The 15,900-nt window shown below is 72.5% G+C and carries 13 protein-coding genes; 4 read left to right on the top strand and 9 right to left on the bottom strand.

Going from position 1 to position 15,900, the window contains the following annotated elements; all coding sequences use genetic code 11:
• Window positions 1-94 precede the first annotated feature (94 nt).
• The 4 genes from ABZ386_RS32345 to ABZ386_RS32330 form a co-directional block, all read right to left on the bottom strand.
• On the bottom strand, window positions 95-1,513 hold the full coding sequence (locus ABZ386_RS32345) for a dihydrolipoamide acetyltransferase family protein (RefSeq protein ID WP_358967242.1): 1,419 nt from the start codon (window positions 1,511-1,513) through the stop codon (window positions 95-97).
• A gap of 19 nt (window positions 1,514-1,532) precedes the next feature.
• Entirely contained in the window at window positions 1,533-2,510 is a 978-nt protein-coding gene (locus ABZ386_RS32340; RefSeq protein WP_351340299.1) for an alpha-ketoacid dehydrogenase subunit beta, read from the bottom strand.
• 1 nt (window position 2,511) lies between these two features.
• On the bottom strand, window positions 2,512-3,714 hold the full coding sequence (gene pdhA / locus ABZ386_RS32335) for a pyruvate dehydrogenase (acetyl-transferring) E1 component subunit alpha (RefSeq protein ID WP_114254184.1): 1,203 nt from the start codon (window positions 3,712-3,714) through the stop codon (window positions 2,512-2,514).
• A 423-nt stretch (window positions 3,715-4,137) separates the two neighbouring features.
• On the bottom strand, window positions 4,138-5,733 hold the full coding sequence (locus ABZ386_RS32330) for a protein kinase (RefSeq protein WP_356503950.1): 1,596 nt from the start codon (window positions 5,731-5,733) through the stop codon (window positions 4,138-4,140).
• A 346-nt stretch (window positions 5,734-6,079) separates the two neighbouring features.
• On the opposite strand from ABZ386_RS32330, the gene ABZ386_RS32325 reads away from it, so the two are divergent.
• On the top strand, window positions 6,080-7,741 hold the full coding sequence (locus ABZ386_RS32325; RefSeq protein ID WP_358967109.1) for a protein kinase: 1,662 nt from the start codon (window positions 6,080-6,082) through the stop codon (window positions 7,739-7,741).
• A gap of 65 nt (window positions 7,742-7,806) precedes the next feature.
• On the opposite strand, the gene ABZ386_RS32320 is transcribed toward ABZ386_RS32325, so the two are convergent.
• Window positions 7,807-8,349: a bacterial proteasome activator family protein gene (locus ABZ386_RS32320; protein WP_031118134.1), complete on the bottom strand. Its 543-nt coding sequence runs from the start codon at window positions 8,347-8,349 to the stop codon at window positions 7,807-7,809.
• Window positions 8,350-8,630: 281 nt separating this feature from the next.
• Here ABZ386_RS32320 and ABZ386_RS32315 point away from each other — a divergent pair, with 281 nt between their 5' ends.
• A complete protein-coding gene (locus ABZ386_RS32315) occupies window positions 8,631-9,209 on the top strand; it encodes a hypothetical protein (RefSeq protein WP_356671446.1) in 579 nt (192 codons plus the stop codon).
• Between the two features lie 30 nt (window positions 9,210-9,239).
• On the opposite strand, the gene ABZ386_RS32310 is transcribed toward ABZ386_RS32315, so the two are convergent.
• Window positions 9,240-10,229 (bottom strand): NAD(P)H-quinone oxidoreductase, encoded by a 990-nt coding sequence (locus ABZ386_RS32310; protein ID WP_351340311.1) that lies wholly within the window; start codon window positions 10,227-10,229, stop codon window positions 9,240-9,242.
• A 170-nt stretch (window positions 10,230-10,399) separates the two neighbouring features.
• Here ABZ386_RS32310 and ABZ386_RS32305 point away from each other — a divergent pair, with 170 nt between their 5' ends.
• Window positions 10,400-11,419 carry an ATP-binding cassette domain-containing protein gene (locus ABZ386_RS32305; protein ID WP_356616004.1) on the top strand — a complete coding sequence of 340 codons (1,020 nt, stop codon included), beginning with the start codon at window positions 10,400-10,402 and terminating at the stop codon, window positions 11,417-11,419.
• Entirely contained in the window at window positions 11,416-12,264 is an 849-nt protein-coding gene (locus ABZ386_RS32300; protein WP_351340317.1) for an ABC transporter permease, read from the top strand. Before ABZ386_RS32305 ends, ABZ386_RS32300 begins: the two co-directional genes overlap by 4 nt.
• Before the next feature lie 114 nt (window positions 12,265-12,378).
• Here ABZ386_RS32300 and ABZ386_RS32295 read toward each other — a convergent pair whose 3' ends face one another.
• Genes ABZ386_RS32295 through ABZ386_RS32285 form a run of 3 tightly spaced genes read right to left on the bottom strand, consistent with a single transcriptional unit; the run spans window position 12,379 to window position 15,808 of the window.
• Window positions 12,379-13,476 carry a potassium channel family protein gene (locus ABZ386_RS32295; protein WP_114254177.1) on the bottom strand — a complete coding sequence of 366 codons (1,098 nt, stop codon included), beginning with the start codon at window positions 13,474-13,476 and terminating at the stop codon, window positions 12,379-12,381.
• Complete coding sequence (locus tag ABZ386_RS32290) at window positions 13,473-14,843, bottom strand: molybdopterin molybdotransferase MoeA (RefSeq protein ID WP_358967106.1); 1,371 nt, start codon at window positions 14,841-14,843, stop codon at window positions 13,473-13,475. The genes ABZ386_RS32295 and ABZ386_RS32290 overlap by 4 nt, the downstream gene beginning before the upstream one ends.
• Window positions 14,840-15,808, bottom strand: coding sequence for an NTP transferase domain-containing protein (locus ABZ386_RS32285; RefSeq protein WP_356503990.1), 969 nt, complete (start codon window positions 15,806-15,808; stop codon window positions 14,840-14,842). Before ABZ386_RS32285 ends, ABZ386_RS32290 begins: the two co-directional genes overlap by 4 nt.
• Window positions 15,809-15,900 lie beyond the last annotated feature (92 nt).

The following is a 15,900-nucleotide window of genomic DNA, read 5'->3' as shown; positions in this document are numbered from 1 at the left end:
CTTGTGCGCGTCGGCGCCCCTCAGGTTCACCCTCGTGGTCACACGCCGAGCGGCCCCCCGCCCCGGGTGGGGCAGGGGGCCGCGGGCGGTCGGCTCACGCCCAGGTGATCAGCCGCTTCGGCTGCTCCAGGATCGCCGCCACGTCGGCCAGGACCTTCGAGCCCAGCTCGCCGTCGACCAGGCGGTGGTCGAAGGAGAGGGCCAGGGTGGTGACCTGACGGGGCTTCACCTTGCCCTTGTGGACCCACGGCTGGAGCTTGATCGCGCCGACCGCGAGGATCGCGGACTCGCCCGGGTTGAGGATCGGCGTGCCCGTGTCGACGCCGAAGACGCCGACGTTGGTGATCGTCACCGTGCCGCCCTGCATGGCCGCCGGGGACGTCTTGCCCTCCCGCGCCGTGGACACCAGCTCGCCCAGCGACTCGGCCAGCTGCGGCAGCGTCTTGGCGTGGGCGTCCTTGATGTTCGGCACGATCAGACCGCGCGGGGTCGCCGCCGCGATGCCCAGGTTCACGTAGTGCTTGACCACGATCTCCTGGGCCGCCTCGTCCCAGGACGCGTTGATGTCCGGGTTCCGCTTGATCGCGACGAGCAGCGCCTTGGCGATCAGCAGGAGGGGGTTCACGCGCAGGCCCGCGAACTCCTTGTCCTGCTTCAGCTCCTCGACCAGCTTCAGCGTGCGCGTCACGTCGACCGTCACGAACTCCGTGACGTGCGGCGCGGTGAACGCCGAGCCGACCATCGCCGCCGCCGTCGCCTTGCGGACGCCCTTGATCGGGACGCGGGTCTCGCGCGCGGTGTCGTACGAGGCCGGGGCGGCGGCCGGGGCGGGCGCCGCGGGCGCCGCCGACGGCTCGGGGGTCTTCGGCTCGGCGGCGGCCACCGCCGCGTGCACGTCCTCGCGGGTGATGATGCCGTCCGGGCCGGTCGGGACGACCGCCGCCAGGTCGATGCCCAGGTCCTTGGCCAGCTTGCGGACCGGGGGCTTGGCCAGCGGACGCCCGGCGGTGACCGGGGCGGCCTGGGCGGTCGGGGCAGGGGCGGCCGGGGCCACCGGCGCGTGGCCGTTCAGCTCCGTCTGGATCGCCGTCGAGGCCTGCTGGACCGGGACCTCCGGGCCCTTGCGGGGGCGGCGGCGCGTGGACGAGGTCGCCACGCCGTAGCCGACCAGGACCGGCTGGCGGCCGGAGCCGGAACCTTCCGCCTTGGGCTCCTCGGCGGCCCGGGCGGCTTCCGGCCGTGGCTCGGCCGGCGCGGCCCCGCCGCTCACGTCCACCGCGATGATCGCCGTGCCCACGTCGACCGTGGTGCCCTCGGGGAAGTGCAGCTCCCGGACGACGCCGTCGTACGGGATGGGCAGCTCGACGGCCGCCTTCGCCGTCTCCACCTCGCACACCACCTGGCCGTCCGTGACCGTGTCACCGGGCTGGACGTACCACTTGAGGATCTCCGCCTCCGTGAGCCCCTCGCCCACGTCGGGCATCTTGAACTCGCGCACGGACGCTTCCGTCATCGTCGTCACGACCCTCTCCTCAGTACGCCAGCGAGCGGTCGACGGCATCCAGCACCCGGTCCAGGTTCGGCAGGTACTCCTCCTCCAGGCGGGCCGGCGGGTACGGCGCGTGGTAGCCGCCGACGCGGAGCACCGGGGCCTCCAGGTGGTAGAAGCAGCGCTCCGTGATCCGGGCGGCGATCTCCGCGCCCGAGCCGAAGAACACCGGCGCCTCGTGGACGACGACCAGGCGGCGGGTCTTCTCGACCGAGGCCTGGATCGAGTCGAAGTCGAGGGGGGAGACCGAGCGCAGGTCCAGGACCTCCAGGCTCTTGCCCTCCTCGGCGGCCGCGTCCGCGACCTCCTGGCAGAGCTTCACCATCGGGCCGTAGGCGGCGAGGGTCAGGTCGGTGCCCTCGCGGACCACCTGGGCCTTGTGCAGCGGGCCCGGGATCGCCTCCGTGTTGACCTCGCCCTTGTCCCAGTAGCGGCGCTTGGGCTCGAAGAAGATCACCGGGTCGTCGCTCTGGATGGCCTGCTGCATCATCCAGTACGCGTCCGACGCGTTCGACGGGCTGACGATCTTCAGGCCCGCCACGTGCGCGAAGAGCGACTCGGGCGACTCGGAGTGGTGCTCCACCGCGCCGATGCCGCCGCCGTAGGGGATGCGCACGACGACCGGGAGCTTGACCTTGCCGAGCGAGCGGGCGTGCATCTTCGCGAGCTGCGTGACGATCTGGTCGTACGCCGGGAAGACGAAGCCGTCGAACTGGATCTCCACCACGGGGCGGTAGCCGCGCAGGGCCAGGCCGATCGCCGTGCCGACGATGCCCGACTCGGCGAGCGGGGTGTCGATGACGCGGCTCTCGCCGAAGTCCTTCTGCAGCCCGTCCGTCACACGGAACACACCGCCGAGCTTGCCGACGTCCTCGCCCATGATCAGGACCTTGTCGTCGGACTCCAGGGCGCGACGCAGCGACTCGTTGATCGCCTTGGCCAAAGCCAGCTTCTCAGCCATTTCAGTTGCCCCCCTCGTCGGCGAACGACGCCTGGTACGCGGCGAACTGGGCGCGCTCCTCGTCGACGAGCGCGTGTCCGTCCGCGTAGACGTTCTCGAAGATGGCGAAGTGGTCCGGGTCCGGCATGGCACGGACCGCCTCGCGCACTCGTTTGCCCAACGCCTCGGACTCGGCCTCCAGTTCCGCGAAGAATCCCTCGTCCGCGTGGTTTGAGGCCTCCAGATAGCGGCGAAGGCGCAGGATCGGGTCCTTGGCCTCCCAGGCCTGGCGCTCCTCGTCGCCCCGGTAGCGGGTCGGGTCGTCGGAGGTGGTGTGGGCGCCCATGCGGTAGGTGAACGCCTCGACGAGGGTCGGGCCCTCGCCGGCGCGGGCCCGCTCCAGGGCCCACCGGGTGACCGCGAGGCAGCCGAGCACGTCGTTGCCGTCGACCCGGACGCCCGGGAAGCCGAAGCCCTGGGCGCGCTGGTAGATCGGCACGCGGGACTGCTTCTCGGTGGGTTCGGAGATGGCCCACTGGTTGTTCTGGCAGAAGAACACGACGGGGGCGTTGTAGACCGCGGAGAAGGTGAACGACTCGGCCACGTCGCCCTGGCTGGAGGCGCCGTCGCCGAAGTAGGCGATCACCGCGCTGTCCGCGCCGTCCTTGGCGACGCCCATGGCGTAGCCGGTGGCGTGCAGCGTCTGGGAGCCGATGACGATCGTGTAGAGGTGGAAGTTGTTGCCGTTCGGGTCCCAGCCGCCGTTGTTCACGCCGCGGAACATGCCCAGCAGGTTGGTCGGGTCCACCCCGCGGCACCAGGCGACGCCGTGTTCGCGGTAGGTGGGGAAGACGTAGTCGTCGTCGCGCAGGGCCCGGCCGGAGCCGATCTGGGCGGCCTCCTGGCCGAGCAGCGAGGCCCACAGGCCCAGCTCGCCCTGGCGCTGCAGGGAGGTCGCCTCGGCGTCGAAGCGGCGGGTGAGCACCATGTCGCGGTAGAGGCCGCGGAGCTCTTCCGGGGTGACACCGGCGACGTACTTGTCGAACTCGGCGTTCTTGACCCGCTTGCCCTCGGGCGTCAGCAGCTGCACGAGCTGGGGCTCGGTGCCCTTGGCCCCGGCGTCCTTCTTGGCGGTGGTGCGGGTGGTGCGCTTGGTGCCGGTGGTGCCGGCCTTGCTTCCGGCGCTGCGTCGCGGTGTGCGCGCGGCAGTGCTCTCCACGGTCACGTGTGCTCCTCCGTCGGTCCGGCTCCCGGGGTTGCCGGTAGGCCTGGGGGTCCCCCCTGCTCTTCTGAGCTCGGGGGAGCGGCTCACCTGTTCTCGGCCCACGGGACACGGGGTGGGTGCCACTCGGCCGGGAACGGGCGTGACAGGTGCCCCGGCGAGCGCCCTGCAGAAAGCACGTTACCCAGTGCGCCACATTTCTGTGAAACCCCTCCTGACCTGCGATTTTGCTTGGATATCCAAGTAAATCGGGGAGGCGTCGAAGGGGCCCAGGTCACAGCCTTGCAGGAGGCCGGAGCTACCGCACGTTAACCCGGTGACCCAGGTCACGGGAAGACTTCTTTTGTCGGCGTGCCCAAACGGCACGCGCGCGTGGGCCCCGTCTCCGGGCCCCACGCGCGCGTGGATCACGTGTTTCTCCGGCTGTCAGCCGCCGCCCTCGCCGCCCGGGCCGCCGACCACACCGGTCGTGGTGCCGGCGTCGGTGCCGCCCGTGTCGCCCGTCGGCGTGCTGCCCGGGTCCGTGGGCTCCTGGTCGGTCGGCTCGCCGGTCGGCTCCTGGGAGGTGGGCTGGCCCGTCGGCTCGCCGGTGGGCGACTCGGGGGCGCTCTGCGACGGCGTGTAGGACGGGGTGTACGACGGCGTCCAGTTGCCGTTGCCGTTCCCGGTGCCGGTGCCGTCGTCCGTGGACGTGTCGGTCGGCTCGTCGGTGACCTCGTCGCTCGGCGTCTCGCTGGGCGTCTTCTCCTCGGTCGTCTGCGAGGAGGTCGGCGACTGCTTCTTGCTCGGGTCGTCCTTGTTGTCACCGGTGTTCTGCAGGGCCAGGGCGACACCCGCGGCGATGGCGATCACCGCGAGCACGGCGAGGATCCACAGCTTGCCCCGGCCGCTGCCCTTGTTGCCGTTGCCCTCGAAGCCGCCGTCGTCCCCGCCGCCGTAGCCGGAGGGCAGGATCGGCGAGGGGATCTGCGTGGTGCCGGAGGCGTCCCCGGGGTGGCCCATGACGGCCGTGCCGGCGAAGCCGCCCGACGGGGTGTGCCGGCCCTCGTGCATGTCGACCGGGCCGGTGTTCCAGGTGCCGGTGTGGCCGCCCTGGTCGTAGAGCATCTGCAGCGCGTACTGGACCAGTCCGCGCATCTCCTCGGCCGTCTGGAAACGGTCGTCGGGCTCCTTGGCGAGCGCGCGCATGGCCAGGCCGTCCAGCTCCGGCGGGCAGGCGTCGGAGGCCTCGGACGGCGGCGTCGGGATGTCCTGGACGTGCTGGTAGACCACCGACAGCGGGGTCTCGCCGGTGAACGGCGGGCGCAGCGCGAGCAGCTCGTAGAGCAGGCAGCCGGTGGCGTACAGGTCGGAGCGGTGGTCGACGGCCTTGCCGAGGGCCTGCTCGGGGGAGAGGTACTGCGGGGTGCCCATGACCATGCCGGTCTGCGTCATCGTCGTGGACGCGCCGTGCAGGGCGCGGGCGATGCCGAAGTCCATCACCTTCACGGCGCCGTTGTGCGTGATGATGACGTTGGCCGGCTTGATGTCGCGGTGCACGATGCCGTGCTGGTGCGAGTAGGCGAGCGCCTCCAGGACGCCCGAGACGATGATCAGCGCCTGCTCGGGGCCGGGCGCCTCGGCGTTCAGCAGCAGGTCGCGGATGGTGCGGCCCTCGACCAGCTCCATGACGATGTACGGCACGGACTGGCCGCCCACGAAGTCCTCGCCGGAGTCGTACACGGCGACGATCGCGTGGTGGTTGAGGCCGGCCACCGACTGGGCCTCGCGCGTGAAGCGCGCCTTGGACACCGGGTCCTCGGCGAGGTCGGAGCGGAGCAGCTTGACGGCGACGGTGCGTCCGAGGCGGACGTCCTCGGCTGCGAACACCTCGGCCATGCCGCCCCGGCCGAGTCTGTGGGTCAGCCGGTACCGGCCGTCCCCGACCAGCCCGCCGTTGCCCCAGGACTCCGGCGCGTCCGACATGCCGCCGCCAGTCGCCTCGGGGTCGGACGGGCCCTGAGCGCGCTGCTGCTGTGCCATCAGTCCTCGCCGTCGTTTCTGCCCGCGGTGCGCGCGGTGTTGTTACGGTCTCCGTCGGCCACGCTACAGCCTCCGCGCAAGCCTCCGGTCCGAGACGGGTGCCAGGACCGGCACGGGACGGACGGGCCATGAAACCTTTACTCCGTACTGTCGTGCAAATTCTGTGCACCGGCCGTACGCCCCCTGTAACGCTTCCGCGACGCTTCCTTCGCGTACGGTCACGGAACGGGCACCGCGCTTGACGTGTCAGTGCCCTGGGGCAGACTTGGCCGGGAATGGCGGTTTGGATCAACGACGGACACACACCAGTCGGCGGCGCCTTCAGGGGCTACGGGGGACAGGGAACATGAGCCAGGACGGCGCACAGGGCCAGCACACGGGGCGGGCGCTCGCCAGTGGCCGCTATCGGCTGCGTGACCTCCTCGGCCAGGGCGGCATGGCCTCGGTGCACCTCGCCTACGACAGCGTGCTCGACCGACAGGTCGCGATCAAGACACTTCACACGGATCTCGGACGGGAACAGGCCTTCCGCGAGCGGTTCCGCCGCGAGGCCCAGGCCGTGGCCAAGCTCACGCACACCAACATCGTCTCGGTCTTCGACACCGGCGAGGACACCCTCGACGGCATGACGACGCCGTACATCGTCATGGAGTACGTCGAGGGCCGCCCGCTCGGCTCGGTCCTCGACGAGGACGTCCGGCAGCAGGGCGCGATGCCCGCCGACAAGGCGCTGAAGATCACCGCCGACGTGCTGGCCGCGCTGGAGATCAGCCACGAGATGGGCCTGGTCCACCGCGACATCAAGCCGGGCAACGTGATGATGACCAAGCGCGGCGTGGTCAAGGTCATGGACTTCGGCATCGCCCGCGCCATGCAGTCCGGTGTGACGTCGATGACGCAGACCGGCATGGTCGTCGGCACCCCGCAGTACCTCTCGCCGGAACAGGCCCTCGGCCGTGGTGTGGACGCCCGCTCCGACCTGTACTCGGTCGGCATCATGCTGTTCCAACTGGTCACCGGGCGGCTGCCCTTCGACGCGGACTCGCCGCTGGCCATAGCGTATGCGCACGTCCAGGAGGAGCCGCCGGTCCCGTCCTCGGTGAACCGCGCGCTGCCCCCGGCCGTGGACGCGCTGATCGCCCGCGCCCTGAAGAAGAACCCGAACGAGCGCTTCCCGAGCGCCGAGGCCATGCGCGACGAGTGCCTGCGCGTGGCGGCCTCCTTCCAGGCCGCGCCGCCCAGCATCGTCCCGGGCGCGCAGACCCCGAGCGGCGCGGGCGTCGGCTCGGCCGTCTTCCCGCCGGTCGACCAGGCGACCCCGCCGCCCTCGGGCCAGGTCCAGACGCCGTACCAGCCGACCCCGCCGCCGAACCCGTACGGCACACCCGCCCCCTCGGCGCCGTCCCCGGCCTACGGCTATCCGCAGCAGGGCGGCTACCAGACGCCGTCCCCGGCCGGCTACTCCCCGCAGCCGGGCTCCTCGACCCCGCCGCCGTACAACCTCACGCCCCCGACCTCGCCCGGCTCCTCGGGCGGCGGCCGGAGCAACCGGCCGGTGATCATCGGCTCGGTCATCGTGTCCGTCATCGCGGTCGGCGGCCTGGTCACGGCGCTCCTGCTGAACGGCGGCGGCGAGGAGAACACGGGCGGGGGCGGCGACGCGAGCGCGTCCGCGTCGGCGTCGGCGCCGGCTTCCGCGGACAAGAAGCCCGGCTACCGGGGCCCGGACACCTCCAAGACGATCGACACGGAGGAGTGCACGGAGCCGCAGGAGTCCTACAACGACCCCGAGAAGATCCGGATCCCGAACTTCAAGTTCAAGGACATCACGTCGGTCAAGGCCTGCCTGCAGGCGGCCGGCTGGCAGGTGAAGATCACGGACGTCGACGAGAACACGTACGGCGACGGCACGGTCATGAACCAGTTCCCGTCCGCCGACACCGACGTCGACCCGAAGAACATGCCCGAGATCGAGCTCGGCGTCTCGACGGGCAACCCGCCGTCCTGACGGCCCGGACATGAGGAAGGGCCCGGCGGCTTCGGCCGCCGGGCCCCTTGTCGTCCCTGGGAGGCCTACAGGTACGGGCCGCCCGAGCGGCCGCCCGGGTGCTGCTCGTCGAGGCCGTCGTGGCCGACGCCCGGCGGGAGGGCGCGGCGCATCTGCTCCAGCTGGGCGCGGGCCGCCATCTGCTGGGCGAACAGCGTGGTCTGGATGCCGTGGAACAGCCCCTCCAGCCAGCCGACCAGCTGGGCCTGGGCGATGCGCAGCTCCGCGTCGCTCGGGGTCGCCTCGTCCGTGAACGGCAGGGAGAGCCGCTCCAGCTCCTCGACCAGCTCGGGCGCCAGACCGTCCTCCAGCTCCTTCACCGAGCTGGCGTGGATCTCCTTGAGCCGGACCCGGCTGGCCTCGTCCAGGGGAGCCGCGCGCACTTCCTCCAGAAGCTGCTTGATCATGCTGCCGATCCGCATGACCTTGGCGGGCTGCTCCACCTGTTCCGTGACCGGGGTCTCGCGGGACTCCTCGTCTCCGCTGCCGCCGCCGAGCGCCATGCCGTCCTGGCCCACGACCAGGATCTGCGGGTTCTCCGGCGACCTTTCGTTCCTCGGCATCTCCATGCCGCCATTCTCTCGCACGCCTGCACCTCACCTCCGTGGTGCCCCCACGGGAGGCTGATCCACCGTGCTGGGAGAGACGTGTTGCCCTGGCCCCGGGTTGCTCCCCGGCGGGCGGTTCCCCCTCGCGGGTGAAAAGGAGCAGGCGGGCGGACGGTGCGGCGGTTCCACCCGTCGGCCGAACCCGGAATGCCGGACGTCCGGGGCGATGTGAGGCTGATGGCCTCTATCTGACCGAACTTGCCGATCTGCCCTACCGGGCACGGCGGGAGGGGGTCACCCCCGTGACTCCATGGCAGCGCGCACTGCGGGCGGCGGGACTGGCGCTCGCCCTGGGGGCGGGTGCGGTCGTCTCACCGTACGGCTCCGTCCCGGCCCACGGTGCCGTCCTCTCGTACGACGAACAGACCGGGCCCGGGGCGAGGCCCGGGGCGGTCGCCGCCGCTCCGCCCACTCCGACCGCCCCTTCGGCCCTCTCCGCCCCATCGGCCCTGTCCGCCCCGTCGGGCCTCTCCGCGCCATCCGCCCCGTCCGCGCCGTCCGCCCCGTCGGCCCTCTCCGCGCCGTCCCGGCCCGGCGAGCCCTCGCGGGCCGGGAGCCGGGCGGGTGAGGGGCGGCAGCGGCCCGGGCGGCCGGCGGACACCGGGGAGCCGGACGCCGACGCCACCACCGCCGTACCCGAGGCGTCCCGGGAGGCCGCCCCGGAGCCCTCCGCTCCGGCGGAGCAGCCCGTACGGGAGGCCGCGACCACCGAGCGCCCGGTCGGGCCGGTGCTGCGGATCCTGCCGCTGGGCAGCGGGCTGGTGCTGATCGGGCTGGGGCTGGGCCTCGCGTTCGTCGCGCTGCGGCTGCGGCGGATCTGAGGCGGCCGGGCCCGGGCTCGGCGCCGGCGGTCAGGCCCCCTGCGGGGCGATCAGCAGCACCTTGCCGATGTGGCCGCTCTCCTCCACGACCCGGTGGGCGGCGGCCGCCTCCGGCATCGGGAGTTCGCGGTCGACGACCGGGCGGAGACGGCCGCCGGGGAACAGGGGCCAGACGTGTTCGCGCACGGCCGCGACGATGGCCGCCTTCTCCTCCAGCGGCCGGGCGCGCAGGGACGCCGCGGTGACGGCGGCGCGCTTGGCGAGCAGGGCGCCGATGTTCAGCTCGCCCTTGACGCCGCCCTGCATGCCGATGATCGCGAGCCGGCCGTTGACGGCGAGGGCCTTGACGTTGCGCTCCAGGTACTTCGCGCCCATGTTGTCGAGGATGACGTCGGCACCGGCGCCGTCCGTGGCCTTCCTGACCTCCTCGACGAAGTCCTGCTCGCGGTAGTTGACCAGGATGTCGGCGCCCAGCTCCGCGCACCGGTCCAGCTTCTCCTTCGTGCCGGCCGTGACGGCGACCCGGGCGCCGACGGCCTTGGCCAGCTGGATGGCCATGGTGCCGATGCCGCTGGAGCCGCCGTGCACCAGGAGCGTCTCGCCGGGGCGCAGGTGGGCGATCATGAAGACGTTCGACCAGACGGTGCAGACCACCTCGGGCAGGGCCGCGGCGTGCTTCAGCTCGACGCCGTCCGGCACGGGCAGCAGCTGTCCGGCCGGGACGACCACCTTCTCGGCGTAACCGCCGCCGGCGAGCAGCGCGCACACCTCGTCGCCGACGTTCCAGCCGGAGACGCCGGGGCCGATCTCGGCGATCCGCCCGGAGCACTCCAGGCCGGGGTAGGGGGAGGCACCGGGCGGCGGGTCGTAGAAGCCCTGCCGCTGGAGGAGGTCGGCCCGGTTGACGGCCCCGGCCGCCACCTCGACCAGGACCTCGCCCTCGCCGGGCACGGGATCCGGGACCTCGTCCCAGACCAGCGCCTCGGGCCCACCGGGTTCGGGAATCGTGATCGCATACATGAGAGGGACGCTACCCCTCGGTCCCCGGACGGAGTCCGCTCCGTCTCCGGAACGGCTCCGTCTACACCATTGGTCCGGTCCCGGTGAAAACCCGTGTGCGCGACCGATGAGTTTGGGTGACGGTAAAGGTCTCCCCATGCGTAGCCCACGTACTCGGAAGGACCCGAAGCATGAGCACGCAGTCGTCCGGCCTGGCGATCGAGACCGCGGGCCTGGTGAAGACGTTCGGTGAGACGCGGGCCGTCGACGGAGTCGACCTGTCCGTGCCCGCGGGCACGGTCTACGGCGTCCTCGGCCCGAACGGCGCCGGCAAGACCACCACCGTGAAGATGCTCGCCACGCTCCTGCGGCCGGACGGCGGCGAGGCCCATGTCTTCGGCCACGACATCGTCCGCGAGGCCGACGAGGTGCGCGGCCGGGTGAGCCTCACCGGCCAGTACGCGTCGGTGGACGAGGACCTCACCGGCACCGAGAACCTGGTCCTGCTGGGCCGGCTGCTCGGCCACCACAAGAAGGCCGCCCGCGAGCGTGCCGGCCAGCTCCTGGAGGCCTTCGGGCTGACGGAGGCGGCCGGGAAGCAGGTCAAGCACTACTCGGGCGGCATGCGGCGCCGGATCGACATCGCCGCGTCCATCCTCAACACCCCCGACCTGCTGTTCCTCGACGAGCCGACGACCGGCCTTGACCCGCGCAGCCGCAACCAGGTGTGGGACATCGTGCGGGCCGTGGTCGCCCAGGGCACCACCGTGCTGCTGACCACGCAGTACCTGGACGAGGCCGACCAGCTGGCGTCCCGGATCGCCGTCATCGACCGCGGCCGGGTGATCGCCGAGGGCACCAAGGGCGAGCTGAAGTCGTCCGTCGGAGCCGGGTCCGTCCACCTGCGGCTCCGGGATCCCGACCGGCGCGACCAGGCGGCCGACCTGCTGCGCCGGGCCCTGGACGCCCAGGTGCAGCCGGAGCCCGACCCGGTGGCCCTGACCGCCCGGCTCGGCACGGCGGCGAGCGACGACTCCGCCGCCGAGCAGGCCGCCCGGGCGCTGAGCGAGCTGGCCCGGGCCGGGATCACCGTCGACAACTTCTCGCTGGGCCAGCCCAGCCTGGACGAGGTGTTCCTCGCCCTCACCGGACACGACACGCACGACTCCTCCGACCGCTTTGACGACCCGAAGGACGAGGTGGCGGCATGAGCACCGCGACGACCACCGAGAGCAAGGAACTCGCCCCCGTCAGCGCCGAGTCCCTCGCCGCGCTGCTCATCGCCAAGGACCGGCCGCCGCGGCCCAGCGCCTGGTCGGCCTCCATGACCTTCGGCTGGCGGGCGATCCTGAAGATCAAGCACGTGCCGGAGCAGCTCTTCGACGTCACGGCGTTCCCGATCATGATGGTGCTGATGTACACGTACCTGTTCGGCGGGGCGCTGGCCGGCTCGCCGAAGGAGTACATCCAGTTCCTGCTGCCGGGCATCCTCGTCATGTCGGTCGTGATGATCACGATGTACACGGGCGTCTCGGTGAACACCGACATCGAGAAGGGCGTCTTCGACCGGTTCCGCAGCCTGCCGATCTGGCGGCCGTCGACGATGGTCGGCTATCTGCTCGGTGACGCCCTGCGGTACACGATCGCGTCCGTGGTGATGCTCACGGTCGGCCTCATCCTGGGCTACCGGCCGGACGGCGGGATCGCCGGCGTGCTCGCCGGGATCGCCCTGCTGGTGCTGTTCTCGTTCGCGTTCTCGTGGATCTGGACGATGTTCGGGCTGATGCTGCGCACCGAGAAGTCGGTGATGGGCGTCAGCATGATGGTGATCTTCCCGCTCACGTTCCTGTCGAACGTGTTCGTCGACCCGAAGACCATGCCGGGCTGGCTCCAGGCGTTCGTCAACAACAGCCCCATCACGCACCTGGCGTCGGCGGTGCGCGGACTGATGGGCGGCGACTGGCCGGCCGCCGAGGTCGCGTGGTCGCTGGGGTGGGCCGGGCTGTTCGTGCTGGTCTTCGGGCCGGTCACGATGCGGCTGTACAACCGGAAGTAGTGCTGGGGTTCTGACCGGCCGTCACGCGCGGGTGAGCGCGGGCGGCCGGCGCGTCCGGATCGGCGCCGACGCACCCATCCGGTGCGGCCGGCCGGCTGTCCGCTGTCGTGCCGGTCAGTCGCGGGACATCGGGCGGATGTCGGGGGTGACCTGGGTGGCCGGTGTCTTCCGCACGATCGTGATGAGCCGGTCGGTCAACTCCAGCCGCCCGACGGCCGGATCGTCGTAGCCGAGCACGCGGTGCCCCCGTATGACGCTCACCACCAGGTCGGCGACCTCCCGCGGCGTCTTGCCCACCTCGGCCTTGACGACCGGCCGTTCGACGATGTCGAGCCCGCTGCCCTGCTGGATGAGGTCCTCCATCACCATGCCGGCCGAGGGGCTGAGCACGGACAGTCCGAGCAGCCGGCCGGCGGCGCTGGCGCTGGTGATGACGGCGTCGGCGCCCGACTGCTTGACCAGCGGCGCGTTCTCCTCCTCCCGCACCGTGGCGACGATCTTCGCCCCGCGGTTGAGCTGCCGGGCCGTCAGCGTCACCAGGACCGCCGTGTCGTCACGCTGGGTCGCGATGATGATCTGCCGCGCCTTGTGGACCTCGGCCCGCTTGAGCACCTCGCTGCGGGTCGCGTCCCCGACGATGCCCGTGTAACCCTCGGCGGTCGCGGCATCGATCACCTTGGAGCTCGGGTCGACCACGACGACCTGCTCCTTCTTCAGACCCGTCGCGCAGACGGTCCGGATCGCCGACCTGCCCTTCGTGCCGAAGCCGATGACGACGGTGTGATCACGCAACGTGGACCTCCAGCGGGTCAGTCGCCACTCCTCCCGGGTGCGTTCGGTGAGGGCCTCGAGGGTGGTACCGACCAGGATGATCAGGAACAGCACGCGCAGGGGCGTGATGACGAGGATGTTCGTGAGCCGGGCGGCGTCGCCGGCGGGGGTGATGTCACCGTAGCCGGTGGTGGAGAGGGTGACGGTCGCGTAGTAGAAGGCGTCGAGGAGGGTGAGGCCGCCACCCGCGTTGTCGTTGTAGCCGTCGCGGTCGGCGTAGACGATCAGCGCGGTCACGACGAGGACCACCAATGCCATGGAGAGCCGCTTGACGACCTGGCGGATCGGATGTTCCACCACTTTCCTCGGGAGCTTCACCCTATGGGTCACCAAATGCTCGTCCGCCTGGCGGGCGATCGCGTCCTGGCCCGGAAGTTTCACGTGAAACACACCCCGATTCCTGCGGACGCCCAGGGCAGGTCGAGCAGTTCCGCCTCCTGCCCGGGACGTGTACCCCCCGGTGGCACGACGGCCAGCGCGTCGGCCGCCGCGATGCCGCGGAGCATGGCCGGGCCGTTGTAGTGCAGCGGCACGGCCTGGTCTCCGCGCAGCACTACGGGAACGAGCCGGGTGTCGTGGGGGTGCCCCTGCACGGCGTCCCGGAGCGGCAGGGTGTACGGCTCCGGGGCCGGGCGGGCCGCGAGGGTCCGCAGCAGCGGCTCGGCGAGGGTCAGCAGCCCGGAGACCGCGGCGAGCGGGTTGCCCGGCAGGCCGACGAGGTGCTGGGTCTCGCCGGTACGGGCCAGCAGCATGGGGTGGCCCGGGCGCACCTTGACGCCGTCCACGAGGAGTTCGGCGCCGATCCGGCGCAGGGTGGGGTGGAGGTGGTCGACCGGGCCCGCGGCGGTGCCGCCGGTGGTGACGATGACGTCGGCGTCGGCCGTGGCGATCGCCTCGTGCAGGGCGTCGGCGTCGTCACGGATCCGTCGTACGGCGGTGACCTCGGCTCCGAGCGCGCGCAGCCAGGGCGGCAGCATCGGGCCGAGCGCGTCCCGGATCAGGCCGTCGTGCGGGCGTCCTTCGGTGAGCAGTTCGTCGCCGAGGACCAGGAGGGCGGCGCGGGGGCGGGGGACGGCGGTGACCGTGTCGTATCCGGCCGCAGCGGCGAGTCCGAGGACGGCCGGGGTGACGAGGGTGCCGGCGGGGAGGAGCTGATCGCCGCTGCGGCACTCCTGGCCGCGCGGGCGGATGTCCTGGCCGGGGACGACGTCCCGGGTGGCGTGCAGGCGGCCCTTGTCGTCGGTGCGGCCGTGCTCGCTGCGCAGGACGGCGGTGGTGTCCGGGGGGATGCGGGCGCCGGTGGCGATCGGGACGGCCTCGCCGTCGGTGAGGGGCGCTGGGGTGGCGTGCCCGGCCAGGACGCCCTCGTCCCGTACGGCCCAGGGGGCGGGTCCGACGACCGCCCAGCCGTCCATCGCGGAGGTGTCGAAGGAGGGGAGGTCGGTGAGGGCGTCGAGCGGGGCGGCCAGGGTGAGGCCGAGGGCGGCGTCGAGAGGCACGGTGACGGGGGCGCGGCGGGCGGCCCGGGCGGCGCTCCGGGCGGCGCGTTCGGCGTGGGCACGGGCCTCGGGCCAGGGGGTGGCGTGGTGGCGGGTGTCCGGCCGGTGCGGTGTGCGGGTGCCGTCCGTCTCGCCTCGGGCGGCGGGGTCGGGCGGAGGGGTGCTGTTGCTGTTCCTCACGAGGGCGAGCACCTCCTCGACGTCGAGGTCCTCGGCGTCCTCACCGGCGCGGGTGCCGTGCGGGGTCATCCGGCGTCCGGGCGGGTGTCGGGCGTGGCATCGGGGGCGACGTCGGCCTGGTCCGAAGCGGGGGCCTGGACCGAGGCGTCGGCCTGGGCCGGGGCGGCGGGCTGAGCGGAGCCGGCGGACTGGGTCTTCGAGGTGTTCTCCTCCGCCCAGCGGGCCGCGAGGGCCGCGGCCTTGCGGGACGCCTCCGCGACCGCCTCGGGGCCTGAGCCGGCCCGCGCGGCCGCGTAGCCGACGAGGAAGGTGGTCAGCGGCGCCGCGGGCCTGGCCACACCGTGGGCGGCGTCGCGGGCGAGGTCGAGCAGGGCGCGGGTGTCGACGTCGAGGTCGATCCCCAGTTCGTCCTTGACGGCGGAAATCCATTCATCCAACACGTGACCATGCTCCCTGATGCGTGCCCTGGCGGTGGCGATGTCGTCCCAGGTGTCGCAGTCGAACGACGCGACGGGATCCAGGACGCGGGTGAGATCCAGCTCGGCGACGAGGCGCCGCAGCGGGAGGCCGTCCAGACCGCCGTGTCTCCCGGCGAGGAGTTCCAGCGTCTCGTGCAGGCGGCGCGTGCGGTACGCGGCCACGAGCGGCTGGTCGCGGCCGTCGGGGTCGGTCAGCAGCACGCCGTCGGCCCCGCTCGTGCGGAGCGTGTCCAGCAGCCGCCCGACGGTCCGCTCCTGGAGGAACGGCAGGTCGGCGGAGAGCACCACGACGTGCTCCGCGGTGATGGGCCCCAGCCCGGCGCCGAGCGCGGCGAGCGGACCGCCGCCGGGCGGGTCCTCCCGGGCCCAGGTCACGGGGCGTACGGTCGGCCGGGGCGCGGCGACCACGACGGTGGTGCGGGCGCCGCCGCACGCGGCGAGCACACGGTCGAGCAGGGCCCGCCCGCCCACGCGCACACCGGGTTTGTCGGCGCCGCCGAGACGCCGGGCGGCACCTCCGGCGAGCACGACGGCGTCGTACGCGACGTCGTGCACGGCGTCGTACGCGGCGGGGTCCGCGGCGGGGTCCGCCCGCTGCGCGGGGCCGGTGCCGGCACCGGGTCGTCCGGGGGGCTCGTAGGCGGTCA

It is taken from the genome of Streptomyces sp. NPDC006140, from assembly GCF_040628815.1.
Taxonomy (GTDB): Bacteria; Actinomycetota; Actinomycetes; order Streptomycetales; family Streptomycetaceae; genus Streptomyces.
The sequence above is the reverse complement of the archived record's forward strand: the minus strand, read 5'-3'. Positions and strand labels throughout refer to the sequence as shown.